We start from the raw sequence: 23,444 nt of genomic DNA on the forward strand, positions 1-23,444 counted from the left end.
TGTGGGGGATTTAGGGGGCTGAAGCCGATTGAAACGAAGCGAGTCACTCTCATCAAACTGACGTTAACAAAACTTCCAATTCTTAAAACACCAAACCCTTACCTATTTCTTCCTCCCTCCTCCCTCCTCCCTTCTTCCTATGTTTTCCGAATCTTATTATCTCATTCGCTTAAAATCCGATGGTAGCTATCTGGCAGCCCATCCAAATCTAGGAGAATCAGAGGCTCGATCGCCCCAAAATGGCTATATGCTGGTTTTCTCAGAACACTACGATGCGCTGAGTTATTTGAATAAACATGCGTCAGGAGTGAGCGATCGCTTCAGTGTCGAGTCGCTTCCCGGAACACAGGTCGATAAGGTGCTAAAACGCTGGGGCTTCAAAGGCCTTGGAGTGGTTCAAGATCCTTTATTGCCTCGCGTAGAATTTATGTCTAAAGGGTGAACTCCTCTCGATCCATCCTTCTTACGACAGGCAAATAATTAGACTCCAACAAAGCAAACTCACCCTAGATGTAGATGTGATGACGTGACGAATTCTGGGTAGATAGGGACAGTTAAAGTCCAATCTGTTCAGATTTAATCTGTCAGTCATTCAAACAATCTAATCGGAGGAAATTGTATGAAGTCTATTCTATCTACGCTACGGTTTGTGTTAATGACCTGTCTGTGTGCAGTATTACTATTTTCGTCCGTAGTGAACACGGCGAATGCGGCTCCTAACCCCAATCAACCGATTAAAGGCGAAGCGACCGAACCCGCCAAAACCTATGAGCGGACGGCTAAAGATGCCATCGATCGCGGCGGTTTACGTTCCATTGAGGAAGTGACCGAGAGAGCGCAAAATGGTGCCCCCAACGAAATCCAAGGAACCGCAGGCATCGAAGGCATGAAGCGCCCTTCTAACACAGATGCAAGCACGATCGAAGGGAGAATCAAGAATTCCTTAGAGAAAGCGCAGGACAAAGCAGGTGACACCGTTGAATCTGCTAAAAATGCCGTTCGCTAACGTGAGGAAGTAATTCTCAACTCGATCGAGCCACTTAAGCCACAAACTCTTTAAATCGCAAACTCTCAGGACTCAGGGGCAATCATTCTGTCCCTGTTTTTTGTTGGTCTGATTGAGAAGTCTACTAATCCTGAATTCTGACTGAGATGACGCTGGTGGTGAAATTGTAATTTGGGCCATCTAACTCAAGCGGCATTCCGACCTTTACTTTTTCGCCACCGAGGACGGGAGTTCGCTCTTTGGTCGCCCGATCTTCGGCAACTTGAGCATTGCTGCCTAGCGTCAAAATCATGTCGTTTGACAAAGCGGCTTCGGGTCGGGGGTCAGGCAGCGATTTGACCGAGCCATCAGGCTGAGGCACGATCGTATTGCGGGGCAAAAACTTCACCGACTTCAAAATGGCTTCCCCTGAAGGCTGCTTTCGCACCACAATGTTGGCTTTTTGCCCTTCTTTAATCAAATCTTTGGGGCTGACAGCGCTCAACCCTCTGACCATCACATCGACCTCCACTGCTTTACGAATGGCTCCTACTTGAGCGACTGAGCCAGACGTACCAGGGTAAAAAAAGATACCAAAAATAACCAGCAAAATGACCAGGGCCGCCCCTACATCTAGAATGCTGAGTTTGCCCAATAAGCGACCTTGAGAATCTAGAATAGCCATAAACAGTTCCAGTTGCGGTGATGAGCTTTGAAACGCGATTGAGCTTGAGCAATCCTCTGAGCAGATTTCTCGTTGCTGTTTTAGTTTAGACGAGCAATCTCAATGCTTGGTGGGCAGAGCAGTGCTGCGCCCATTCGTGACAGTCCAGATTACCATGACTGGTAGGGGTGATCACGATTAGAGGCTAGCTTCTCAACTCAATTTTTAATTGAAATTTTTCTTCGTCACGATCGCCTTTCCTGCAACCAAAATCCTGGAAAAATCGTCTCGTTTTTAAGCAGTCTTGTTTTGCGTCCCTGTGGAGCGACTCCAACTCTTTCTTACCCGACTTGGCACTATGTTAAACCCATCCTCTCAACCTTCCTTTAGCGCTTTGTGGCGAAAAACACGCCGTTGGTTTTACCCAGTTTTGTCTGTGACGATCGCGCTGGGGATTGCGATCGGTCAGCCGATGATGGCTCAAGCCTCTTGGCTCGATCTGCTGCGGGGCGGCGTTCAGGTGATTCAGGGCATTCAAATTACGAGAATGTCTGACGCTCAAGAAACAGAACTGGGCCAGCAAATTAATCGAGAGATTACGACCAAACAGGTCAGACTGATCCGAGATGCCCGCATCAATGATTATGTCAACCAGATTGGGCAACGATTGGCGGCTAAGAGTGAGCGTCCTAATCTGCGCTATACCTTTCAAGTGGTGGACGATAACGCCATTAATGCCTTTGCCACGATGGGCGGCTTTGTTTATGTTCACAAAGGTCTGCTGACAGCCGCCGACAACGAAGCGCAACTTGCCAGCGTCATGGGTCACGAGATTGGTCATATTACCGCCCGTCACGCCATCAAACAGATGGGAGAAACGATGAGAACGCGGGGCTTGTTAACCGCAACAGGAGCCGATCGCAGTCAGGCAATTAATATTGGGGTACAACTAGCGATGCGTCTGCCTCACAGCCGTCGAGCCGAGTTTGAAGCCGATCAGGTTGGGTTAAACATGCTGACTCGCGCTGGGTATGCTCCCTCTGAGATGGTGGCCTTTATGCAAAAGCTGGTGAGCGCTCGATCGACTCCCACGTTCTTGAGTACGCACCCTGCCGCCGCCGATCGCGTGGTTCGCTTAAAACAAATGGTGCAATCGGGTTCCGCTGGGGGCAAAGACGGACTCAACAGTGCCGAATACAAATCTAGAATCCAGGCGCTTCGGTAAACAATCCTTGCTGTGGTGGCTGAGGGGTCACTCAACCGATAAGCTGATTTGCATCTACAAAGAGGGTTTGCGATCGTGGCTCAGGTTGTTCTTGAAAATATCTACAAAAGTTTCCAGAAAGGGGCCCCAAAAGCACCCAAGGGGGAACCTGACTCTTCACGCCTCACGCCTCACGCCTCACCAACCGCCGTCTTGCGATCGATCAATTTGTCGGTGCAAGATGGCGAATTTATGGTGCTGGTGGGCCCGTCTGGATGCGGCAAAAGTACCCTACTGCGGCTGATTGCTGGATTGGAGGAGCTGACCGGGGGCACTATTCGAGTGGGCGATCGTCTGGTCAATGAGCTACCGCCCAAAGAGCGCGACATTGCAATGGTGTTTCAAAACTATGCGCTCTATCCCCATATGACGGTGTATGACAATTTGGCGTTTGGGCTGAGACGGACAGCGCTTGGTCAGACTTCTCAGAAAACGCACTCAAACTGGGGCGAAAATTTTTTGGTTGGGGCGACTCGTTCGTTGCCCAAGGGCTTGCGGTTTGTGTCCGATCGCGAACGGGCCGTTGAGCAACGAGTCAACATGGTGGCGCAGATGCTACAAATTCAGCCGTTGTTAGAACGTTTGCCCAAACAGCTTTCTGGCGGCCAAAAGCAACGAGTCGCCCTGGGTCGAGCGATGGCGCGCAATCCCCAGGTATTTTTGATGGATGAGCCGCTGTCTAATCTCGATGCCAAACTGCGGGCCGAAACTCGCGCTCAAATCGTCAAACTTCAACGTCAACTAGGCACGACGACGATCTATGTTACCCATGATCAAACCGAAGCAATGACGATGGGCGATCGCATTGCCGTCATGAATGCCGGACAAATTCAACAACTGGCTACGCCGCTCGAATTGTACAATCAGCCTGCCAATCGATTTGTTGCAGAGTTTATTGGATCGCCGCCGATGAACTTTTTGCCTGTGCAGGTCAAATTACCATTGCTGCTGAGTCATCCTCAATTTCGGCTCACGTTACCCGAAGTCTGGACAACAGCGTTGCAGTCCTATGATGGTCAGACGGTACTGTTGGGCATTCGTCCCGAACATTTGAGCGTCAGCCCTCCGGCTCCCAAAAATCTGCCCGTCAAAGTGGAACTGGTAGAAGCGTTGGGCAACGAAACCTTTTTATCGGTCAATCTGTCCGGGGATTTGCTGCAAGCCAGAGTAGAACCCGATCGCTCCGTCCGGTTGGGTGAAGATCTGTGGCTGGCGATCGCTCTTGATAAGATTCATCTTTTTGACTTTGAGACGGGTTTGGCGATTCGACCTTGAGCGGTTTGATCAGATAAAATCTATCCAAAAACTTTTGGGTCGTAAATTAGTAAACCCGGCGAATTAATTCGCGGCTATGAGAACAAAACCCGCCTTCGCGGGTTAAAACAACGTCAGTTCGATGAACGCTTCGCTTCGCTTTTAGATCCAGGAACGCCCCCTAAATCCCCCACGAGTGAGGGACTTTGAACCAGAATTCCTCTCTGAAAGTCCCCCAAAATTGGGGGGTTGGGGGGCAGAAGCCGTGAACAACGAAGCGAAAAAACTCTCATCGAATTCACGTTAAAACACGATTCTTCTCTTAAAGTCCCCCAAAATTGGCAGCTTGAAGGACAGAAGTCTAGAGCATCGGAGACTTCACCAAACTCACATTGAAAATTAGCCTGACTGCAACTGAGCATCTAAAGCTTTGTTGATACGATCGCGGGCTTCTTCTAAATGCGCTTTGGTGTAGATGTCTTGATCGTTAACTTTTCGCAGGGCGTGGCCGATCGATCCTTGAAGCTGTTTTAACTCATAGCGGGCAACGGTTCGAGCGTCTTCGGGCGCGTCCGCTTTTCGTAAAATTAGGGCGATCAGCGTGTTCATGTACTCTCGCTGAATGGCGCGACGCAGACCAGACAGTTTGAGCGTTCCCTCTGGTTTCATGACTTCGCCCCAAATGCTGGTTTGCAGAGAGTCAAACAGTTCGGGAATGGTCAGAGATTGACCCGGAGCGGTTTTGAGTTCACCATCGCGCAGACGAGCCAGACGCTGATATCCCAACAGATCGTAGAGCACGATCGTTTGCAAAAATAGAATATTGTCGTGAATCGGATAGTCTAAATTGGCAGACGGTTCGGTTCCCCAGTGACTCCAACGAGAGGGTGCCAGCTTATTCAAAAACTCAGGGGAGAATTGAAAGTTTGCTTCACTAAATACGTTCTTTCGCAGGCTGAGAAGGGCTTGACGCTGCTGTTCTACGGGCACAGGCTCTAGAGGCAGTCGTCCTTTTGCGTCGCCCGATCGATAGCGGTTAAAGTATTGTCCGCCCACATATTCGGTGAGAAACAAGGAGTATTGAAAGTAGTACTCAAAGACTGCGTTAAACGCGACGCGAACTTCATTAAAGCTTTCTCCTGCACTGGGATAGCGACGATCGACCTTCTTCCACATTTCGCGGGCGTTGTCGAGTTGCCACTGGGTGTAGGTGAGCAGATCGCCACTCATGTCAAATAGGTTGACCTTGGGATCGAGGAAAGTATAAGCGTCTTCGTCAGTGGCATAAGAAAGATCTGGGTCTGGGGCCCGCTGGGCAATTTTTTGCAGGTCGCGAGTTTCGGCTTGAGGAATTTTGGCATCCGTAGGCGTGTAACCGTAAGCGATCGCCCACTCGTCGTAGGGGCCAATCACGGGCGTAAAGTAGTGTCCCTGTTTGACTCCTTGAGGCGCAAGATTGACCGCGTTGTAGTCCATGACGGAGGCGACGAGTCCTTTTTGCTGCGTGATCGCTTTGTCGTTTAACTCATTGGGTTTGAGCATGGCGCTGCCGTGGAAGTTGTGCCGCAGACCGAGGGTGTGACCGATTTCGTGGGCGATCAACTCTCGGACAAATTGGTGAACGTATTCCTTCATTTCGGGACTGCTAGGCAAAACGTTTTGAAACATTGAGAGCGCCATGTTGCCCACCGCGAACTGTTTTGCGGTATCTACGCCATAACAGAGATCCTGATAGTTGCCCAGGTGAGAGCCAAAGCGTAGTTTGGGAGCCGTTTTTTGCGAAAGCTTGGGAGCATTGCGCTGGAGCGATCGGGCCGCCATGCCAAAATTACAGAGATTAGGATTTCCAGTCAGTTGAGCGGCAAAGGGAGCCGAGGTCATCTGATTTTGTTCGACTATCGTGCGGTAGTCTTCCTTCAAGGCGCGTACAAAGTCGGCTGAGACAATCACATCAGCATCCAGAATTTCGCCCGTCAGGGGATTGACACGAGACGGCCCCATCGCGAAAATCGCATCGGTCGAATTAAACCAGCGAATCGTGTTGTAACGCACGTCGGCCGGGTCCCAATCTGCTTTGTCGGGCATTTGTTTGACGACGATCGCATTTTGAAAGCCACTCTTCTCAAAGGCGCGATTCCACATCAAAACGCCTTCTTTGACGGCTTCTCGATGCTCAACCGGAACGGTGTTTTCGATCCAAAAAACGATCGGCTCTTTGGGGGGCGACAGGGCAGCTTTGGGGTCTTTTTTCTCTAGCTTCCAGCGGTTGATGTAGCGTACAAAGGATTGGCGCGGCGTGTCATCGGTTAGATCTTTAAAAGCCGTGATGAAATATCCCACCCGATCGTCGGCAAAGCGAGGCAGGTAGCCGTTATTTTCGGGCAGTTTTGACAGGCTATAGCGAACTCTCAAACTAAAGTCTCGGCTGTCGGGCAGCGATTGAATGTAAGGAGGCATTTGTGAACCGTCGCCGCCCCCTGAAAAACCATAAAACGACTCAATCTCCACATTTTGCGGAAAGGCTTTGACCTGACCAAAGTAGGATTTGCTGGCATCGATCGAGTAACTGCCTTGCAGCGAGTACGACAAGACGGGCATTAATCCAGGTAGGTCGCCCAACAAAAGGGGATTGAGTTCGACGAGCAGCGTTTTGCGTTGAGGGTGAATGCTACGAATCGGCAAAACTTCGAGAATAGAGTCGCTAAAGGAGCGATCGACCGATCGCCGCATCGGACTGCCTGCCTGAGCGCGAAAATAAGTGTTGGGAATGACAAACTGTAGCGAGTTATTGACGCGACGAAACGTAAACAGAAAATCACCCAGGGGCAACCCACTATAAATTCCTCGCTCTCCAATTCCCGATTCCAACGTCATGGTCGAGAGATAGTTGCGGTTTAGCTGATCGGGGGCGATTTCGGCGAAGAGTTTGCCCGATCGCTTGTTGTGGTAGAGCGGAAACAGCCCGTCAATGCGAGTTGCATCCTGAGTCACTTGAGCAAATGGCTTAAAGGATTTGTCTGACTCGTCATCGCTGGAGGATTTTGGGGAGGTTTCAGCGGGGGGCTTAGATTGTTGCGCGGTTGCAATCGTGGGCAATGGTCGATCGAGATAAATGGGCAGCAATACCAAACACAGCCCAAGCAAAAAAGCTAGAAAAATGGATCGTCGTTTCATTCTGTCGCAATGCACCATAGCAAGAAGTTTCGACTTGCACCCCGTCACACCAGGCTACTCAACGCTACCGTCGATCGGTAGAAATTATCGGAAGAACTTAATCTATTGTGAGCAATTCTTGAAATAAATGGGAATAGTCAAGGGTTTTAACTGATGTGAGTTCGTTGAGGTTAAAACTGATTTCAGTTTTCGGTGTCTAGGCTGTGTAGGACGGCCCATATCGCCATTGCTCTGAGGTAGTGACTGGCGCGAAACGTTTTGGCGGCTGTGATCGCTTCGGGCGTGCGGAACTGAAGACCATTGTCATAGATTTGTTGAACGACGGATTTGGTGAGGGTTAGTGCCTCGGTTTTCAGGTTCATTTGCACTAGGAAGGCGGCGAGTCCAAAGTTGATGCCTGTCCAAACTTCGAGCGGGTGGGTGGCGTTGGGGTTTTCGGGGGAACCGTTGGGACGAACGCCGTTGGCGGCACCGATCGGATGAGGCGGGCGTGAGGCGTGAGGCGGATCGGAGGTTTGGGTGATGTAGTCGTTGAATTTGAGGAAGCAGGCGTTGTAGATGGTTTTGAGGGCGGATTGGGCGCAGTCTGGGGGGACGACATCGGGGAGGTTGAGGAGGCGGGCGTAGAATTGGCCGCAAAGCTGGTCGGCCATTACGATGTCGGAACCGCTGTCACTGTCGAGTCGGTAGTATTCGCCGTTCCAGAGTTTTTCTTGGTAGAGGGGGCGCGATCGCTTCAGCCAATCTTCAAATGTGGCAACGGGGCGGGTGAGAATCTTGCCGATGGCGATCGCCGCTTCTAATGCTGCTATCCATAATCCGCCACAGTAGGCGCTGACTCCCTGTAGTCGCCAATCGTCAAAGGTTTGATCGGGGGCACCAGCGTTTTCGGGAAGGCCGTCGTCATCTAAATCGAAGGCTTTTAGGTAGTGCAGGGTTTGTACGATCGCTTCCCAACAGTCCGCCAAAAACTCAACGTCGGTGGCACCTGTCAGAGAGTAGTCTCGATAGACTTGCAACACAAAATCGGAACCCAAATCTTTCCACAAGTTGCAGTCCTGGTAGCTGGTGTAGTTGGTTTTTTCCCAGACGTGCTCGTTGGGCGCTCCCAAATCGTGGGGAGTCGCTCCGGCAGCTTTGCGAATCGCTAAAGGACTTTCTGACTTGAGGGTGTAATAGTAGCCAATCACGCGGGTCTTTTCATCACGGTTGGGAATCGCTCTGGCGAAGGCTCGAATCACTGATTTCTCTAACTCAGACCAGAGCATCAATAGCCCAAACGAACCGTATAGTCTCACGTCTAAGCTCTCATACCAGCGATAGTCGAGACATTCCAAAACAGCAAATTGACCGACGGGATCGCGTTCGTCTGCGGCACTCCAGAGCGTTCCTCCATCGGTCAGATCATAAAGCTCGTTGAATAACGCCATCTTCATCCAGTCGGGCAGGTCGGCGCGATCGAGAATCGGTTGTTGCCAGGTCTGGATCTTTTCTTGCCAGGTTCGATAATGCTTGAGGGCGGTGCGGGCGATCGTCCAGGCGTTGAGTCCGGTGCGGCCAAAAAAGTCGGTGTAGCGACGAAAATAATTCACGCCCTGAGCAAACTCCGTCACCGGAAAATCCCAACTCAGCACAAAGGGAATCTGTCGCGTCTGTCCTGGTTTTAATGTGAAACGAACGGCGATCGCGCCTCCGATGCGTTCTCTTTCTTTTGCGGGGGTTTCGTCGTCACGGTCTTGGAGCGATCCATTTTTTGAGAAGGTTTGCCACAGATCAGAGCCATCTCCAACGGGATTCCAGCGTGTGTCGTAAAAAACTTCTGTTAGATAAGGATTGAGCGGAGTCGCGATCGCCCACTGTCCGTCACCTTCACTCGGAAGAATGGTGGGATCTGCGTTCTGGTTGCTCATGACGATGCCGATTCGTTGCTCGTCTCCGGTCAGCGTGTTGAAGTTTCCGGCACTTTCTCCGAGGCGAGGCTGATACTCATAAACGGGACTGCCGTCATCGCGCACCACCACTTCCGGCGACTTGAGCGTATTGGTAAACCAGCCAACCATGTTCTCCCAGGTCAGCAAAATACTCAACGTGATCGGCTTGTCGGTGGGATTGTGAGCCGTCCATTCAAAAACGGCGATCGGGTAGCTCGTCTCTTGATAGTTGTGGGCAATGATGGGCGAAAATTGTTCACAAGTCAGCGTGGCTTGAAAAACATTTTCATAAGCAAACCAACTCCGAGGATACAGCGCGTGATAAGTCCCCGTTTCGGTCGTTGGATACGGTTGCCAGGTGCTTAAGGTGCCGTCTTCAGGAGATTGAGTCGAAAGGGCGTAGGTCTGCGTTTGGTCTTCAACTTGCTCAAAGACGCTGAACTGACAGGCGGGCATCGATCGAAACACATGTTCGCCGCCATCAATGTGCCAGAGATTGAAATCGCCGCCGTGCGATCGCCCAATACAACCCGCGCCAAATCCGCCCAGGGGCATTCCGTGCCAGGGCCCGTCGTCTAAATTGCTGGCATAGCGAACGGTGTAAGGCTTTTCCCAGGCCAGCCCGATCGCACGACTCCAGGCACAAGCAGGAATAACAGGCAGCTTCGTCATAAATTGGATCGCATTCGGCAATAGGAACTTTGACTAACTCCCCACCGCAAGGCGGATGAGGAATCTTCATGACTAGCTCCAAATCGGAAGCTTCAAAGGCGCTGTCAAAACACCTCTACTGATTCCTTCCAGCTTAAAGCCGAAAATTACCGCTACTTTTCGGATAATATTTGCTGCACCGTTGCAGTCCGCATTAATCCGCCATTCATTGCCAGCCCGATATAAGCCCCGCTTCACTCTGCGTCCTGACGGCTTCCATCCTTCGGGTTTTTCACCATATACGGGAAGCTCATCACGGTCTACAAAGCTGGCTTGTGAAGTGTACGATTCTTCAGTTTGGATGAACTGGATACCGTACTTTTCACAAAGCTGTTTGACACGTTCTTTGAGTCGAGCGTGAGGGATTTGAACATATTTTTGATTCGTCTGGCTCCCCATACTTGCAGAGTCTTTTTGTCCATCATTCCAGCCCCATACAACGGTTCCGATACCGTTGTGAAGGCAATGGTCAACAATCTTTTTGACAGTCTTGTTGACTGCATCGCGCATGACTCGATTTCGCTTTTCAGTGAGTCGAGCCAGCCGCTTCGACCAATAACCGTTTTCTTTGCCGACCATCAATTTTGCGACAGACTGGTTATACCACTGATTCATCGATTTGAGTTTGCGCCCATCAATCGAGAACGATGTTCCAACATTGGAAACGCACATCACCCAGTTATCCAGCCCTGGATCAACGCCCAAAACCTTAGCCTTATCTAAGTTGGCTTTGACTGCCCCAACAGGGTATACAAACTCAGCATAAAACTCACCATTGCGGGGTAGAATTCTCACTTCTCGCAATGCCGCAAAATCCAAGTTCGATGGCATGGGCAGGAAGAACTCGGACATCCCGAACCATGCCTTTACTTTCAGTCCTAGCGGGAACCGAATCTGACCATTCACAAGCTTCAAGGCTTGTTTAGGATATGCCACCAAGTGCATTCCGGGTTTGCGGTACTTCGGAAATTTTGGCCTGTCTTTCAACTCACCCTGCCAAAACAGTTTGATTAGTTCTGAGAAAGACTTGACCGACTCACCGACCGCCCCGCAGGTTTGCTGTGCTGCCTGAGCGCACATTGCCGCAAAGTGAGGATGAGATCCGAGTTCTTTGTTGAGGTCAAACGATGTCACATACCGTTTCGTTTTGAAGTAGATCTGACGAGCATAGTAAACCGCGCAGTTGTGCAGCTTATTTGATTCAGCACAGAGATACTCTAAGACTGCTTTAAGTTCTGAGTCTGGAGAAATGAGGTTTTGCTGTACGCCTAGCTGCTTTTTAGGTTTTCCCATTGAGTTAGAATCTCTAAACCTGTTTGCAATTAGCAAGTTCGACCGAGCTTGATTGACTCACCCGCAATGTGTGACTACAATCAGTCTACCATAACTTTAGAGATTGACCAGCAATGACCACAACCGTCTTAAGAAAAGGAGCACACGTCGTTTTTTCAATTCACCTGCACGTAACGTTAGTGACTAAATACCGTCGTAAGGCTTTGACAGTATCAATGTTGGAGACAGTGAAGAAGGTTGCAACACGAGTTCTAGAGGCAAATCAAAGCTCGTTGACGGAGTTTGGTGGTGAGCCTGACCATTGCCACTTATTGATTGATTTACACCCTGACAACAATATTTCTGATTTGGTAGGGTCGCTTAAATCTGCTACTTCCCGGATTGTTCGTAAAGCTTATCCGTCTGAGGTCAGCCAGTTTTACGGTAAGGACAAAGGGTTTTGGCACGATGGGAAATGCATCATCAGTTGTGGTGGTGCACCACTAGAAGTTATAAAACAGTATGTAGAGAGTCAGGCGGGTGGCAGGCATGGTTGATGGTTCGTCTCCGCTTCGCGACGACTCACCGCCTTATATCCCCGACTTAAAAAGATGGGGTACTACGGCGTTCTTTGATAGCGTCTGTGCGTCACAAAACGGGATACGATCGAGAGCTAATGCTAATTTGCTAAAGTTCTTTTGCTTCGGTGTTGAGATCTTCTGCCTCCCAACCCCCAATTCTAGGGGACTTGTAAGAGAAGAGTTCTGGTTCAAAGTCTCTCACTTGTAGGGGATTTAGGTAGTCCAAAGTCTGTAACCGCAGCGAGAAAGCTCCTTGAATTGGCGTTAGCTTACGGTTCATCATCTGACTCAAATTATGGGACTCAAAATTATTGAAAACTTCGACAGCAGTTTCTCGCTAGAGCCTGACGTTAAAGCCAATTTGTTTGAGTGTTTGAATAGCGCCGCTTTTCTCGAACAGATTGCCAATACGTTGCAGTGTAGTCGTGTCGAATTCACTGAGTTACTGTTTCAGCCTGTGCCTTACAGTACAGCAACGCCTAAAGGAATGCCTGCTGAGTTTGAGAAGTTTCAAAATTCTTTGGAGTATGCGATCGTTAACGTTCCGCCCAATTTTATGTTCAAGGCAAAGGTGTTTAAACCCAGCCGTCTTTGTGCAATTTATCGAAAAATCAGTTAGAAAATCAGCAGTTAGATTCCAATGTCTGAAACTCCTTCTTTAGCTAGTTTAGAATTCATTTCTTACGTCAATGATGCGGGTCAACTGCCCGAAGAATTTCAGGGAAAAGTCGGCGTTTATGCCATTTTTGATGATGAAAAAGTTCTGCAATTTATTGGGTTTTCTCGCGACGTTTTTTTGAGTTTGAGACAACATTTAGTCAGACAACCCGAACACTGCTATTGGGTAAAAGTGAAGACGGTCGATCGCCCCAGCCGCACAATTCTTCAAGAAATTCGAGAGGCGTGGATTGCTGAAAACGGAGCGGCTCCGATCGGTGACGACGCAACCTGGAACCAGCCGATCGACGTTAAAGCCTTGATGACAGATGCCGAAAAAGCGAATTACGCTGACCCCTATCACGATGAAGTTGCCCAGGTCAAAATTCTCAAAAATGTGGCGCGACGCATTGAAGCTGGGATCTTGGAAGGACTGCGATCGCGCGGAGTCAAAGCCGATTTGCGCTTTAATCCCAAACTCAAAGAAGAAGGGTTATTAGATTTGAAGTAATGTCGTTTGATCTGCCTAAATCAAAGCGTAATTAGAGGATATTGTAGAGATCAGCCCTGCATGATTTTCGATTAGTTTCTGAAGTTTGTAACTCGGTGATCAGGGGATTTGATTGTTTTGAAATGCTTAGTGGGGATGAAAGGAGTGATCGAACCCAAAATCCTCATTCCTGTAAAAACTGCCGCAAAATTTACTTGACGCGGGGCAAAATTCCAGATATTCTCTCAAATCAAGGACATCTTTTCGTCACGGGAAGGCTGTCTGGTCGCCCAAAAAATCTAGTCTGTCGCTACCCAAGGCTGTTACAGCAACCAAGGGCAGCTAACCCACGAGACTGACTGAGACAGTCCAGAGGGCTAATGGAGGATTTTATCACTCCTTTGGCCGCTCCGGCTTGCGATGTTCGTCGGGGCGGCTAGTTTTTTGGGTTTCTTCGGAAACTTAAAATTGGAGTACCTATCATGGCAGAGCGTCTTTTGAACGCTGGCTTTTGGCTGTGCGATTTCGCCTATGCATTTCTAGAATTGATTCAACGTCGTTTCCTTCCCGATACCATTCCCCGTTTCACAATTACTTCGCTTCGCATTCCGCTTCAGGATCTTTTACCTGACGTTGCCATTCCTCATTCTGATGAGTTTGAAATCCTGCGGGTGTTAATTATCGGTTCCTCAGACGGGGTAATGGAGACGATTCAAAACCTCCACGTTCGACGATTTGCGAATGCTACGGACTGGAGTCCTTTGCTGCCTGCGCCCTCGTTTGGCGAAGTGATGAGCATTCTCACCCGACAGCGCCGCAAATTGGCTGATGGAGGACTTTCGGATTAACGTCAGTTCGATAGAATTTTTCGCTTCGTTATTTTGCACTTCTGCCCCCCAACCCGCCAATTTTGGGGGACTTTAAGACAAGACTTCCAGTTCAAAGTCCCTTACTTGTGGGGGATTTGGGGGCGTTCCCGAATTTGCAGTCGGAGCGAAGTATTTCGTCGAATTCACGTCGGATTAGAGTTCTCGTTCAAAGTCCCTCACTGTCCGGGAATTTATGGGGCTGACCGGATTGGCAAACGTCGTAAGTTGGAGCGATCGGGTTCCTTCGCTTCGTTGATCTCATCTTCTGCCCCCCAGGCTGCCAACTCTGAGGGACTTTTCACTCTTCAAACTTGGCTATTCGCCGCTTCCAAATCGGTAGCCTTTGCCGTAGACGGTTGAGATGAGGGGCATTTCTCCGGCGACTTCGATCTTGCGACGCAGGAGGCGGATTTGAGCAGCCAGGGCGTTACTGGTGGGTTTTTCGCCGTCGCTCCAGAGATGCTGATAAATTTGGTCATGAGTGAGAAGCTGATTGGGTTGACCCATCAGGTATTCAAGGAGTTGACTTTCTTTTTCGGAAAGCTCGATCGCTCGTCCGTTTCGATAAGCGATCTGGTTTTGCAAATCTAATTCCAGGTCGTCCACTCGTAAGCGTTGCGTCGGAGTTGATTCCTGAACCACGGGCCGCCGCAACAATGCCCTGACTCGTGCCAGCAATTCTCGCAGTTCAAACGGTTTGATCAAATAGTCATCGGCCCCGGCATCCAATCCCAACACGCGATCGTCGATCGTATCTTTGGCCGTCAAAAACAAAACAGGTGTCGTGTCCCCGTTTGAGCGCAACTGCTGACAGATTTCTAGCCCCGATCGTTTGGGCATCATCCAATCCAGAATCAGCAGATCGTATTGAGTTTCAGTCGCCAATTGGGTACCGCGATCGCCATCGTAAGCCACATCCACTTGATAGCCTTCACGAGCCAGCACTCGACTCAAAGGGTCAGCCATTTCGATTTCATCGTCAACAAGCAGAATTCGCATGGGGAAGGGAGGAGTGGGGTGTGGGGTGTGGGGTGTGGGATGTCGAGGGAAATTAGGCGATCGTTCACACAACCCCCTATCTTTAATATTTAAGGCTTATCCTGATCTTCGGATAGATTGGGTCTTTTTTCATCCCTCCTCCCTCCTCCCTCCTCCCTCCTCCCTCCTCCCTCCTCCCTTCCTATGCTCACCGTCGCCATTCCCAAAGGTGGTTTGCTTAAAGACAGCATTCGCCTTCTACAATCTGTTGGACTTGACTTTAGTGCCTTTCTCGAACCGGGCAACCGTCAATTGCAAATTACTGACCCCAGCAACACCGCCAAAGCCTTACTAGTCAGAAACTCAGATGTCCCGGTGTATGTCGAATATGGGCAAGCACAACTCGGTATTGTCGGCTATGACGTGCTGCGAGAAAAAGCTGCCAATGTTGCTCAATTGGTCGATTTGGGGTTTGGGCCCTGTCGATTGTCAGTCGCCGTGAAAGCCAGTAGCCCCTATCGATCGCCCCTCGAACTCCCACTCCACGGTCGAGTCGCTTCTAAGTTTGTCCACTGTGCCCGCGAATATTTTCAATCGTTGGATCTGCCTGTCGAAATCATTCCATTAGCTGGCTCGGTCGAGTTGGGCCCGATTACCGGAATGTCAGAAGCGATCGTCGATCTGGTGGCCACAGGCAACACGCTGCGAGAAAATGGATTGATCGAAATTGATGTGCTGTTTCAAAGTACGGCCCGGCTGATTGCTCATCCTCTTAGCTATCGGCTTGATACGTATGGACTGCATGACTATGTAAATCAGATGCGTCAGACCGTCAGCCAGGTAGCGACCTGATACTCACCATCGATTATTCGCTATCCTTAAGCTTGTCCGACTTGCGCGCTACCATGACCCAACCGACCTCGATCGACACTCGCCGACCCAAAGAAACTGACTGGCGATTATTTCTGCGACTGGTGCCCTACGCTCGTCGGAATATGCGGTTGTTGTTGTGGTCGCTGGTGTTTTTGGTGCCGTCGGCGATCGCCACGACCCTTCAGCCCATTCTCATCGGTCAAGCCGTTTCTTTGCTACGACGAGAACCGACCACGTTTGGATTTTTGCAGGGGCGATCGCTTTCAGAAGGACTCAATATTCTCACAGGGCTGTTGTTGTTAACGATGGTGTCTCGATTGGTGTTAGATGCCACTCAAGGTTATCTAGTCCAAAAAGTGGGGCAACGCATTACCGCCAGCATTCGCAATGATTTGTTTGATCACGTTACGTCTCTCGCGGTTCGCTTTTTCGATCGTACGCCCGTTGGTCGATTAATTACTCGGCTCACCAGTGATGTCGAAGCGTTGGGCGAAGTGTTTTCGACGGGCGCGATCGGGGTTGTCAGCGATTTGTTTTCGATGTTGGTGATCACGGTAACGATGTTTACGATTCAGTGGCAGTTAGCGACATTGTTACTGTTGATGTTGTTGCCTGTGACTGCATTGATTGTTTACTTTCAGCAGCAGTTTCGCAAAGCTAACTACAAAGCGCGAGAAGAGTTATCCGTTCTCAACTCCATGCTGCAAGAAAACATCACAGGCATCGGCGTTGTGCAGCTATTTCGTCGAGAACAGTTTAATAGTGAAATCTTTCGCAAGACCAACCTGAAATATATCAAAGAAGTCGATCGCACGATTTTTCACGATTCTGCTGTCTCAGCGACTTTGGAATGGGTGTCTCTGGTGGCGATCGGCGGCGTTCTCTGCATCGGTGGCTGGCTGGTCATGGACAAGACCATCAGTTTCGGCATTCTTTCCACCTTCATTCTGTTTGCCCAACGCCTCTTTGATCCCTTGCGTCAGTTTGCCGAAAAATTCACCGCCATCCAAGCTGGATTTACTGCCATCGAGCGAGTCAGCGAAATTTTGAACGAACCGATCGAGATCCGCGATCCAGAAACTCACCCCTCCTCCCTCCTCCCTCCTCCCTCCTCCCTCCCCTCTTCCTCCCCCGGAGAAATCCGCTTTGATCACGTCTGGTTTGCCTACAAGTCTGACGAATATGTGCTTCAAGATTTGGACTTTGTGATTCGTCCTGGTGAGAAGGTCGCCTTAGTTGGGCCAACCGGAGCCGGGAAAAGTTCGATTATCCGCTTGCTCAGTCGCCTCTATGAACCCACCAAAGGGCGCATTCTATTGGACGGAATTGACATTCGCAACTTGCGCCAAGCCGAACTGAGACGAAAAATGGCCGTAATTCTACAGGACGGCTTTTTGTTTGCAGGCGATGTCAAAAGCAACATTACCCTCGGCGAAACCTACAGCTTTGACGAAATCCGAACCGCCGCCGAAAGTACCAACGTCGCTACCCTAATCGAACGCTTGCCCCAGGGCTACAACACCATGCTGCGCGAACGAGGCACCAACCTATCCGGAGGCCAAAAACAACTCCTCGCCTTTGCCCGCGCCGCCATCCGCAATCCTCCGATTTTGGTACTTGACGAAGCCACCGCCAGCCTCGATGTCGGCACCGAATCTCTCATCCAAGAAGCCTTAGAACGCCTGCTAGAACACCGCACCGCCATCATTATCGCCCACCGACTTTCGACTATTCGCAACGTCGATCGCATCATGGTCTTAAAGCGAGGGCAACTGGTCGAGTCAGGCACTCATGATGAATTGCTGAGTCAGGGCGGACTCTATGCCAGTCTTTATCAGCTACAAATGTTAGGTGAATAGGATTTAGCGAGGCACTCTTTCTGCTGAAATCGAAGTTTTAACCTGCGTTGTCTTCATGGGCAAACTAGAAGGCTGAAGGTCTGAATTCTCACGCTCCGACAGATCACGATCGAGCCAATGGTTTGGATGTGACGACAACCTCAAAATCGTCTGCTCTGAGCTTTGATAGGTTCTATTCAAAACAGAATCCGTCTGCGAAGGCGGCTCACTCAACTGAGAAGACGAAAGCCCAATCCTCCATAACGGCTGGGAAGAAGAAGCCTCGATCGCAACCAGCGCCCCGATCGAGGCTGCCCAACTGCCCAGAGCGCAGACCGTTAACCATTTTTCGATTCTTTTGTTCATCCCTAGACTCCACGAACTGGAATGGCAGCAACTTTTGCGGGGGGTTCCTGGGGGCATCAGGGGCGTTGCGTTAGAAGAATGCTTCATGAAGATTTGACTCTTAATCAGCAATTTCTCTTAATTTCCATCTAAGCCTGTCTGGGAAAACACGGGCAGTAGGAGTGTGCCACATAAATTCTTCACGACTTTGACAACGAATCAGGAGAAAATCACGACAATCGCCTCTACTCAGGTAGTATATCTTTTCCCTGACTGGAGAAGCCTCATCATTTGTTCCCCGTCAACCGCTAAATGTCGTATCGAGTTGTGAAGTTTGGCTGAAGTAGAATTTTTGGGCTGACGAGACGTTAGCAGCCTCCAATTTGTCCTCGCTTGCCAGAGTCGGCGATCGGCAGTGTCTCTGGATCAATGCCGCCAAACTCTATCCTCTGCCAGGGTGCTCGACTGCGACGAGGAATTTTCTGATCCTGAGTGGGCACTTGAATCGAGTAATCTAATTCGTTAGCCTGCAAAGACTGATTTTGAATCTTTTCTAATGTGATGCTTTTGAGCCATTCTGGATCGACGTGATGAAACGATTCGTCTGACATTTAAGAAACCTCAATCCGATCATTGGATAAAGGATGACTACAAGGGCGATCGGCTAAGTTTCTCACAGTTTTTTGAATCGCCTGAAATCGATCATTGCTAGAGCAAGTTCTGTTATTTTTAGCAGGTGCTTCTACACCGATCGCGCCTTCTCTGTTTTACTCTACCGATTTGTTGAGTAATGCCTGAAAACGATCGTCTTCCCGAATCCCATCAAAGTCAGCATCGGTTTTTGCCATCTCACGATATTTGGGGTCGAGAGCGATCGAATTCAGCGGTCAAAGGCGATGCTTTTCAACCTAGAGTCAGAATCTCGGCTGAAAAATCTACAACCAATCGTCTTGTTCTCAACCAGGGGATGCCAATGAGAACTTGCTGAAATGCTGAACCGACGACCACTGGAATTGTAAATTCTTGCCGATCGACTGAGATTTTACCCAAATAAGTTGGCAGAATGGTTTCTCCTTGAGCGGTTTCAACTTGGCGGGTGCCATAGAAAGACCAATCAAAGGCTTCCAAGTCCTGCTCGTTAATCGCTAACCACTCTGTCGAGCCTGTATCTAGCAGTGCATTAACTGCAAACCTTTCACCGTTTGTTGCAATCAGTTCAACCTCAAAAAATAACTGTCCAAGTTCGTCAAATTCACCTTGGATCATACTCGTCCACACAGCCCGGTTTCATTGAGGCGAAAGATGGCAAACGGGACTTGAGGATGTTTTTCTCTGGCTTTAGTGAGGGCAGCGATCTCGTCTTGATCGACAAAGTAATCTCCGCTTTCTGGCTCGATCAGGATGAACCAGTTGTGATGATTTTGCACGAGTTCGGAAGGCAAGTTTTCAAAAATGGCGCGTCCTCGTTGATGCAGGTCTGCAAGGGGGATCGCTTGTTCTGACAAATGGCTCTGACTCATAACGACCTCTCAATCTCCATTCAGTCTACTTCTTTGAGCAATTCCTGAAATCGATCGTCGCTGCGAATCCCAAACCTTGAAGTTAGAACAGAGTGAGTATTCCAGCATTTGCATTTTCATTCAAGGACTGAATGATATCGAAGTGCGACCCCTCGCGGGTAACTCGAAGAGATCGCAACATAGTGTCAATTTCGCGAGTCGAACAGTTTCCCCGACGAATCCACACAACTTTAGGTGGGAAGCCTCGAATCAAGCTGATCTCATTAAAGTCTGCGTCTCTGGTCACGATGATGAAGTCATGCTGTTGAGCATACGTCCACAAGATTAAATCGTCTGACTGATCAAGCCCAATTTCATAAACGTGTTTTGAATCTGGGTATAAGTCTGCGAGACGATCGACCAGGCGAGGCGATAGGTTCTGGTCATACAAAAGTTTCATGCTTGGGCGACGAGGGTTTGTCTTTCTCGGTCGGCCGCGTAGCTCAAACAGGCTAGGATGTCTTCCTGGGTCAAGTAAGGAAAGTCATCTAAAATTTCTTGGTAGGTCATGCCTGAAGCGAGGTACGACAACACATCATAAACGGTGATTCGCATTCCCCGAATGCAAGGTTTCCCACTGCGTTTGCCAGGTTCGATCGTGATGATGTTTTGATAGTTCATGCCGTTATTTATAGCGAGTGCTTCTACGTCGATCGCTCCTCTCCGTCTCCTTTTATTCTACCGATTCGTTGAGTAAGGACTGAAATCGATCGTCTTCCCGAATCCCATCAAAATCAGCATCGGTTTTTGCCATCTCACAGCATTTGGGGTTGAGGTCGATTGCTTGCTTGAGGTTAGCGATCGCTAAATCAGCCTGACTCTGTAATCCGTAACAACAAGCCTTGTTATAGAAGGTTCTAGCATCATCTGGTCTGATTTTCAAGGCATAGTCAAAGTTGGTAATCGCCTCTTCATAGCGTTGTAAATAAGCTAGTGCAAGTCCACAATCACACCAGACTTCATGGTCATTTGGCTCAATTTTCAAGGCATAGTCAAAGCTGGCGATCGCTTCTTCGTAGCGTTGTAAGTTACGCAGTGCATTGCCGCGATTGTTCCAAGCATAATGGTTGTCTGGTTTGTACTTCAGCGCTTCGTCATAGCTGGCGATCGCTCCTTCGTAGCGTTTAGAAGCATAAAAAATGTTGCCTTGCTCAAAAAACAGTTTTGCTTTACTTTCGGCTGTTTGCTCAGGTTCACTAGCCCAGCATTGGATTTCTGCAACTCTGCGGTTTCTTTCTGCTTGCGTCCAAGTTAGATACTCGTCATAATTTCCCAATAGCCGTAGAGATCCTTGCTCTAGTAGCTCTGAATCAGTTGGAAACTCATATATACCCGATCGCCAATCAAAAAAATCGGGCGCACGACGAATCAGATACTTCATCGCAAACAACGGCAGCAGAAACACAAAGCGAATGGGGAAATTATCGCGAAACCGTTCTCGCTGTAGATTGAGATTGCCTAGCAGTCGCGGAACTGCTTTCCAACTGTAGGAATGAGTCTCCTCACTGCTCCAGCCCTCTTCTCGTTTCGTCGCCTCATAGCTCAACAGCGAATACTCCAACCCCTGCACAAACAGAACCTCAGTGTCACCGTGCGCCTGCAAATACTCTGCAACACACTGATAGAAATTTCCATCCATCGCCCCATCAAACTTGAGAACCTCAATCTTCTGCGGCAAATCCTGTCGAACACGGGCTATCAGTTTCGTCCCTTCTGCTGGAGAACACTGGACAAAATATAAGCCAAATCCTTTTTTGCGGCGCAACCCTCTCAGCAATCCCTGATACTCGATCGTCAGATCAAAGGGCGGTTCCTCATTCCAATCAAAAGCGGCATTGCTGAATGACGGGATGATTTCGTCTGATTTAGAACGAAAAATCACAGACTTCAGCCATCGATTCATCCCTCTGATCAGCAATACCTTAAAAGCCTCTTGCATGATTGTGATCCTAGAACCTATGGATAACGCTGCAACTCCTCAACGCCTCTCAGCAGGGGATGAATATCATGCCAGCGAACTGGTTCCCCCTGATCATCAGTATATCGATACTCCAACACACAGCGCTTAAACAGCAAATTTCGATAGTCATCATCATTCACAATTTGCTTACTCTTAAACACGGCAGCCAATTTCTCCCAATCTGGCTCATCCACTGCATCGCGGTAAGTGCTTCGGGCGCGGCCTATGGCTCGTCGCAAAGCACTCGCAGAAATCGGCAAAGTATCTGTCCAGTCAAGGGAGCCTTGAATTAGCTGCATCAGTTCCCGCAGATGTCCCCCGCTCATTAGACAAAGCTGCTCGATCGTCCCCGCAGAGTCAAAGATATCTTGCTCCAGGCTCACATTTTGAGCAAATTGAGCAATGCGCTGGTGAATCAGTTCCTTCACTTTGGCGATACCATCAGCATAATTATTTCCATTGCGCTGGTACACCATCAACATGGGTAAAACTTGGCATTCACCATAATTGTCCCGTAGGACAGATGCTCGATTAGAGTAGACCAGCGAAATCGGAACCGTGTAGATCACATGGCAGTTGAGTTTCCGAAGTTGTCCGCTGCGATCGATAAAAATTTCGTCATGATTAGTGCGCCCTTCCCCACGCGACGACGGCACAATGCGATCGAGATTATCCACAATCACAACTAGCTTTTCGTCGTTAATTTCTGTGTAGCCTCTCGAATAAATTCATTCAACGCTTCGATCAGCGAGATGGAGTGAATATCAATCTGTTCTCTAATCTTTTGGCGTGTACTGGGAACCTGTCGTAGCGTTGCCGTCAGCTTTGCAAATTGTGAAATCTGCTGTTCAATTTTTAGATCGTCAAACTTGATTTCTGTCAATGCCAAATCTTTGAGTGATTGCCAGCGAGATTTAAGCCAATTGGTCAATGGTGAAGGGTTTGCCTGGTTTTGCAGGTTTTCTAGAATGTGGCGAACGCAAGCAAGCAAAACATCCGTGTATTGAGCATCTTCTTCGTCAATGTCATCATCCGCCGCAAAGTAGACAACTTTGATTCCCTTGCTTTCGAGGTCTGCTCTCAGGCGCAACAGTTCGGTTGACTTTCCGACTCCACGATGTCCTGTATAAATTTGGCAAGTGGGTTTGTTCGATCGCTCAATTTTCTTGCCCAGTTCACTCAGAATATTGTCGTTGCCTCGGACTGCATGACAGTCTACATAAAACGGATCGCCTGGCGGAAGCGGACGAAACGGATCGAATGCATTGTAAATATCGTCCAACACTTTAGGATTCACTGACTCTGATTACTCCTCCACAACCTCAATTAAATCTTCGATCGCCACCTCAAAAACCCGCGCCAACTTGATCAATGCAGTGTAATCAACCGTCGCTAAAGTAGGAGAGTGAGCATAGCTCCTAACTGTGCCATAGGCGATTCCTGACCTTACAGAAATCTCTTTTAACGTCCAACCCTTTTCAGCAGCCAACTCTCGGACTTTTAATCGGATCAGTCCCATTTACTACTTGACAACTGCCGCGTACGCAGCATTTAATAAATGTGTGCTAGAAGGCGATCGTTCCTCGGTCTGGACAACTCAAGAACGGGCAGCTTTGCTGTGCCAAAGGCAACGCTCACGAAGTCCCACAAACGGAGACGTGACTATGATACCAGCCCCTCAGCCCGATCGAGCGGGTGAAAGTTTTGCAGCGTCAAATTACTGGCAACGGCTACACCCCTGGTGCATCATTCGACTCTTGCCCAAAATGCAGCGAATTGTCATCCAAAGGTTTCGCTCTCGCTGACATTCCTGACTGAGGTAAGTTTTTCCCGGTGCTTTAACCTCAACAACGCAGTATCGACCCGCAAATAATTGTGGCATCGCAAAACAGCCCTGATTGATCAAGATTATGGTCTGGAAAGCTTTGGCCTCATGTGGTGTAGCTGGCGGCGATCGAGCCACTCAACGGAGTCTTAATGCTGCCTTAAAAAGAAACAACTAGAATTCCTGAAAGATGAAATAATATCCCTAAATTCTT

Annotated in this window: 28 protein-coding genes; 11 read left to right on the plus strand and 17 right to left on the minus strand. The window is 49.2% G+C overall.

The features are described 5' to 3' along the window. Nucleotides 1–139 precede the first annotated feature (139 nt). Together ACKFKF_RS24470 and ACKFKF_RS24475 are read left to right on the plus strand one after the other, a co-directional pair. Nucleotides 140–442, plus strand: a complete 303-nt coding sequence (locus ACKFKF_RS24470; protein ID WP_446859643.1) for a hypothetical protein — start codon at nt 140–142, stop codon at nt 440–442. Nucleotides 443–619: 177 nt separating this feature from the next. After that, nucleotides 620–1,006 carry a hypothetical protein gene (locus ACKFKF_RS24475; protein WP_446870078.1) on the plus strand — a complete coding sequence of 129 codons (387 nt, stop codon included), beginning with the start codon at nt 620–622 and terminating at the stop codon, nt 1,004–1,006. A gap of 124 nt (nt 1,007–1,130) precedes the next feature. Here the strand turns inward: ACKFKF_RS24475 and ACKFKF_RS24480 are convergent, their stop codons facing one another. Next, the gene (locus ACKFKF_RS24480; protein WP_446870079.1) at nt 1,131–1,670 is read right to left on the minus strand and encodes a DUF4330 domain-containing protein; all 540 of its coding nucleotides are present in this window, start codon (nt 1,668–1,670) and stop codon (nt 1,131–1,133) included. 337 nt (nt 1,671–2,007) lie between these two features. On the opposite strand from ACKFKF_RS24480, the gene ACKFKF_RS24485 reads away from it, so the two are divergent. After that, the gene (locus ACKFKF_RS24485; protein WP_446859646.1) at nt 2,008–2,874 is read left to right on the plus strand and encodes a M48 family metallopeptidase; all 867 of its coding nucleotides are present in this window, start codon (nt 2,008–2,010) and stop codon (nt 2,872–2,874) included. A gap of 75 nt (nt 2,875–2,949) precedes the next feature. After that, a complete protein-coding gene (locus ACKFKF_RS24490) occupies nt 2,950–4,188 on the plus strand; it encodes an ABC transporter ATP-binding protein (RefSeq protein ID WP_446870080.1) in 1,239 nt (412 codons plus the stop codon). Nucleotides 4,189–4,566: 378 nt separating this feature from the next. Here the strand turns inward: ACKFKF_RS24490 and ACKFKF_RS24495 are convergent, their stop codons facing one another. The 3 genes from ACKFKF_RS24495 to ACKFKF_RS24505 form a co-directional block, all read right to left on the minus strand. Next, entirely contained in the window at nt 4,567–7,341 is a 2,775-nt protein-coding gene (locus tag ACKFKF_RS24495; RefSeq protein ID WP_446870081.1) for a zinc-dependent metalloprotease, read from the minus strand. A 182-nt stretch (nt 7,342–7,523) separates the two neighbouring features. After that, nucleotides 7,524–9,944, minus strand: coding sequence for a GH116 family glycosyl hydrolase (locus ACKFKF_RS24500; protein ID WP_446870082.1), 2,421 nt, complete (start codon nt 9,942–9,944; stop codon nt 7,524–7,526). Between the two features lie 72 nt (nt 9,945–10,016). Further along, nucleotides 10,017–11,276, minus strand: a complete 1,260-nt coding sequence (locus ACKFKF_RS24505; RefSeq protein ID WP_446870083.1) for an RNA-guided endonuclease InsQ/TnpB family protein — start codon at nt 11,274–11,276, stop codon at nt 10,017–10,019. Nucleotides 11,277–11,389: 113 nt separating this feature from the next. Here ACKFKF_RS24505 and tnpA point away from each other — a divergent pair, with 113 nt between their 5' ends. Beyond that, nucleotides 11,390–11,812 (plus strand): IS200/IS605 family transposase, encoded by a 423-nt coding sequence (tnpA, locus tag ACKFKF_RS24510; RefSeq protein ID WP_446870084.1) that lies wholly within the window; start codon nt 11,390–11,392, stop codon nt 11,810–11,812. Nucleotides 11,813–11,942: 130 nt separating this feature from the next. On the opposite strand, the gene ACKFKF_RS24515 is transcribed toward tnpA, so the two are convergent. Next, nucleotides 11,943–12,116 carry a hypothetical protein gene (locus tag ACKFKF_RS24515; RefSeq protein ID WP_446870085.1) on the minus strand — a complete coding sequence of 58 codons (174 nt, stop codon included), beginning with the start codon at nt 12,114–12,116 and terminating at the stop codon, nt 11,943–11,945. Between the two features lie 15 nt (nt 12,117–12,131). Here ACKFKF_RS24515 and ACKFKF_RS24520 point away from each other — a divergent pair, with 15 nt between their 5' ends. From ACKFKF_RS24520 to ACKFKF_RS24530, 3 genes are all read left to right on the plus strand, one after another. Further along, the gene (locus ACKFKF_RS24520; protein WP_446870086.1) at nt 12,132–12,455 is read left to right on the plus strand and encodes a hypothetical protein; all 324 of its coding nucleotides are present in this window, start codon (nt 12,132–12,134) and stop codon (nt 12,453–12,455) included. A gap of 21 nt (nt 12,456–12,476) precedes the next feature. Continuing rightward, on the plus strand, nt 12,477–13,004 hold the full coding sequence (locus ACKFKF_RS24525; RefSeq protein WP_446870087.1) for a GIY-YIG nuclease family protein: 528 nt from the start codon (nt 12,477–12,479) through the stop codon (nt 13,002–13,004). A gap of 461 nt (nt 13,005–13,465) precedes the next feature. Further along, nucleotides 13,466–13,831, plus strand: a complete 366-nt coding sequence (locus tag ACKFKF_RS24530) for a hypothetical protein (RefSeq protein ID WP_446870088.1) — start codon at nt 13,466–13,468, stop codon at nt 13,829–13,831. 336 nt (nt 13,832–14,167) lie between these two features. On the opposite strand, the gene rppA is transcribed toward ACKFKF_RS24530, so the two are convergent. After that, the gene (rppA, locus tag ACKFKF_RS24535; protein WP_446870089.1) at nt 14,168–14,851 is read right to left on the minus strand and encodes a two-component system response regulator RppA; all 684 of its coding nucleotides are present in this window, start codon (nt 14,849–14,851) and stop codon (nt 14,168–14,170) included. Between the two features lie 183 nt (nt 14,852–15,034). Here rppA and hisG point away from each other — a divergent pair, with 183 nt between their 5' ends. Both hisG and ACKFKF_RS24545 read left to right on the plus strand, forming a co-directional pair. Further along, nucleotides 15,035–15,682 (plus strand): ATP phosphoribosyltransferase, encoded by a 648-nt coding sequence (gene hisG, locus ACKFKF_RS24540; RefSeq protein ID WP_446859654.1) that lies wholly within the window; start codon nt 15,035–15,037, stop codon nt 15,680–15,682. 53 nt (nt 15,683–15,735) lie between these two features. Continuing rightward, nucleotides 15,736–17,562: an ABC transporter ATP-binding protein gene (locus ACKFKF_RS24545; protein WP_446870090.1), complete on the plus strand. Its 1,827-nt coding sequence runs from the start codon at nt 15,736–15,738 to the stop codon at nt 17,560–17,562. Nucleotides 17,563–17,565: 3 nt separating this feature from the next. Here ACKFKF_RS24545 and ACKFKF_RS24550 read toward each other — a convergent pair whose 3' ends face one another. The 11 genes from ACKFKF_RS24550 to ACKFKF_RS24600 all read right to left on the minus strand — a co-directional run bounded on the left by ACKFKF_RS24550 (nt 17,566) and on the right by ACKFKF_RS24600 (nt 22,924). Further along, entirely contained in the window at nt 17,566–17,907 is a 342-nt protein-coding gene (locus ACKFKF_RS24550; RefSeq protein ID WP_446859656.1) for a hypothetical protein, read from the minus strand. Between the two features lie 347 nt (nt 17,908–18,254). After that, complete coding sequence (locus ACKFKF_RS24555) at nt 18,255–18,497, minus strand: hypothetical protein (protein ID WP_446859657.1); 243 nt, start codon at nt 18,495–18,497, stop codon at nt 18,255–18,257. Between the two features lie 156 nt (nt 18,498–18,653). After that, the gene (locus ACKFKF_RS24560) at nt 18,654–18,770 is read right to left on the minus strand and encodes a TPR end-of-group domain-containing protein (RefSeq protein ID WP_446870108.1); all 117 of its coding nucleotides are present in this window, start codon (nt 18,768–18,770) and stop codon (nt 18,654–18,656) included. 19 nt (nt 18,771–18,789) lie between these two features. Next, nucleotides 18,790–19,152: a hypothetical protein gene (locus ACKFKF_RS24565; RefSeq protein ID WP_446870091.1), complete on the minus strand. Its 363-nt coding sequence runs from the start codon at nt 19,150–19,152 to the stop codon at nt 18,790–18,792. Next, on the minus strand, nt 19,149–19,406 hold the full coding sequence (locus tag ACKFKF_RS24570) for a hypothetical protein (RefSeq protein WP_446870092.1): 258 nt from the start codon (nt 19,404–19,406) through the stop codon (nt 19,149–19,151). Before ACKFKF_RS24570 ends, ACKFKF_RS24565 begins: the two co-directional genes overlap by 4 nt. 82 nt (nt 19,407–19,488) lie before the next feature. Continuing rightward, a complete protein-coding gene (locus tag ACKFKF_RS24575; RefSeq protein ID WP_446870093.1) occupies nt 19,489–19,845 on the minus strand; it encodes a DUF5615 family PIN-like protein in 357 nt (118 codons plus the stop codon). Beyond that, nucleotides 19,842–20,066, minus strand: a complete 225-nt coding sequence (locus ACKFKF_RS24580; protein ID WP_446870094.1) for a DUF433 domain-containing protein — start codon at nt 20,064–20,066, stop codon at nt 19,842–19,844. The genes ACKFKF_RS24575 and ACKFKF_RS24580 overlap by 4 nt, the downstream gene beginning before the upstream one ends. Before the next feature lie 52 nt (nt 20,067–20,118). Next, a complete protein-coding gene (locus ACKFKF_RS24585; RefSeq protein ID WP_446870095.1) occupies nt 20,119–21,384 on the minus strand; it encodes a tetratricopeptide repeat protein in 1,266 nt (421 codons plus the stop codon). A gap of 17 nt (nt 21,385–21,401) precedes the next feature. Beyond that, nucleotides 21,402–22,088, minus strand: a complete 687-nt coding sequence (locus ACKFKF_RS24590; protein WP_446870096.1) for a hypothetical protein — start codon at nt 22,086–22,088, stop codon at nt 21,402–21,404. Between the two features lie 2 nt (nt 22,089–22,090). After that, a complete protein-coding gene (locus ACKFKF_RS24595; protein WP_446870097.1) occupies nt 22,091–22,702 on the minus strand; it encodes a hypothetical protein in 612 nt (203 codons plus the stop codon). Between the two features lie 9 nt (nt 22,703–22,711). Then, complete coding sequence (locus ACKFKF_RS24600; RefSeq protein ID WP_446870098.1) at nt 22,712–22,924, minus strand: helix-turn-helix domain-containing protein; 213 nt, start codon at nt 22,922–22,924, stop codon at nt 22,712–22,714. Between the two features lie 7 nt (nt 22,925–22,931). On the opposite strand from ACKFKF_RS24600, the gene ACKFKF_RS24605 reads away from it, so the two are divergent. Next, the gene (locus ACKFKF_RS24605) at nt 22,932–23,210 is read left to right on the plus strand and encodes a hypothetical protein (protein ID WP_446870099.1); all 279 of its coding nucleotides are present in this window, start codon (nt 22,932–22,934) and stop codon (nt 23,208–23,210) included. The last annotated feature ends 234 nt before the right edge of the window (nt 23,211–23,444 follow it).

It is taken from the genome of Phormidesmis sp. 146-12, from assembly GCF_052939495.1.

Bases quoted from the DNA above. Each gene is read 5' to 3' on its own strand.
- ACKFKF_RS24575 (WP_446870093.1), bottom strand. From the start codon at position 19,845: ATGAAACTTTTGTATGACCAGAACCTATCGCCTCGCCTGGTCGATCGT.
- ACKFKF_RS24570 (WP_446870092.1), bottom strand. From the start codon at position 19,406: ATGAGTCAGAGCCATTTGTCAGAACAAGCGATCCCCCTTGCAGACCTG.
- ACKFKF_RS24600 (WP_446870098.1), bottom strand. From the start codon at position 22,924: ATGGGACTGATCCGATTAAAAGTCCGAGAGTTGGCTGCTGAAAAGGGT.
- ACKFKF_RS24545 (WP_446870090.1), top strand. From the start codon at position 15,736: ATGACCCAACCGACCTCGATCGACACTCGCCGACCCAAAGAAACTGAC.
- ACKFKF_RS24500 (WP_446870082.1), bottom strand. From the start codon at position 9,944: ATGACGAAGCTGCCTGTTATTCCTGCTTGTGCCTGGAGTCGTGCGATC.
- ACKFKF_RS24585 (WP_446870095.1), bottom strand. From the start codon at position 21,384: ATGCAAGAGGCTTTTAAGGTATTGCTGATCAGAGGGATGAATCGATGG.
- ACKFKF_RS24580 (WP_446870094.1), bottom strand. From the start codon at position 20,066: ATGAACTATCAAAACATCATCACGATCGAACCTGGCAAACGCAGTGGG.
- ACKFKF_RS24495 (WP_446870081.1), bottom strand. From the start codon at position 7,341: ATGAAACGACGATCCATTTTTCTAGCTTTTTTGCTTGGGCTGTGTTTG.
- ACKFKF_RS24505 (WP_446870083.1), bottom strand. From the start codon at position 11,276: ATGGGAAAACCTAAAAAGCAGCTAGGCGTACAGCAAAACCTCATTTCT.
- ACKFKF_RS24530 (WP_446870088.1), top strand. From the start codon at position 13,466: ATGGCAGAGCGTCTTTTGAACGCTGGCTTTTGGCTGTGCGATTTCGCC.
- ACKFKF_RS24470 (WP_446859643.1), top strand. From the start codon at position 140: ATGTTTTCCGAATCTTATTATCTCATTCGCTTAAAATCCGATGGTAGC.
- ACKFKF_RS24485 (WP_446859646.1), top strand. From the start codon at position 2,008: ATGTTAAACCCATCCTCTCAACCTTCCTTTAGCGCTTTGTGGCGAAAA.
- ACKFKF_RS24475 (WP_446870078.1), top strand. From the start codon at position 620: ATGAAGTCTATTCTATCTACGCTACGGTTTGTGTTAATGACCTGTCTG.
- ACKFKF_RS24525 (WP_446870087.1), top strand. From the start codon at position 12,477: ATGTCTGAAACTCCTTCTTTAGCTAGTTTAGAATTCATTTCTTACGTC.
- ACKFKF_RS24555 (WP_446859657.1), bottom strand. From the start codon at position 18,497: ATGTCAGACGAATCGTTTCATCACGTCGATCCAGAATGGCTCAAAAGC.
- ACKFKF_RS24480 (WP_446870079.1), bottom strand. From the start codon at position 1,670: ATGGCTATTCTAGATTCTCAAGGTCGCTTATTGGGCAAACTCAGCATT.
- ACKFKF_RS24550 (WP_446859656.1), bottom strand. From the start codon at position 17,907: ATGAACAAAAGAATCGAAAAATGGTTAACGGTCTGCGCTCTGGGCAGT.
- ACKFKF_RS24515 (WP_446870085.1), bottom strand. From the start codon at position 12,116: ATGAACCGTAAGCTAACGCCAATTCAAGGAGCTTTCTCGCTGCGGTTA.
- ACKFKF_RS24565 (WP_446870091.1), bottom strand. From the start codon at position 19,152: ATGATCCAAGGTGAATTTGACGAACTTGGACAGTTATTTTTTGAGGTT.
- hisG (WP_446859654.1), top strand. From the start codon at position 15,035: ATGCTCACCGTCGCCATTCCCAAAGGTGGTTTGCTTAAAGACAGCATT.
- ACKFKF_RS24520 (WP_446870086.1), top strand. From the start codon at position 12,132: ATGGGACTCAAAATTATTGAAAACTTCGACAGCAGTTTCTCGCTAGAG.
- rppA (WP_446870089.1), bottom strand. From the start codon at position 14,851: ATGCGAATTCTGCTTGTTGACGATGAAATCGAAATGGCTGACCCTTTG.
- tnpA (WP_446870084.1), top strand. From the start codon at position 11,390: ATGACCACAACCGTCTTAAGAAAAGGAGCACACGTCGTTTTTTCAATT.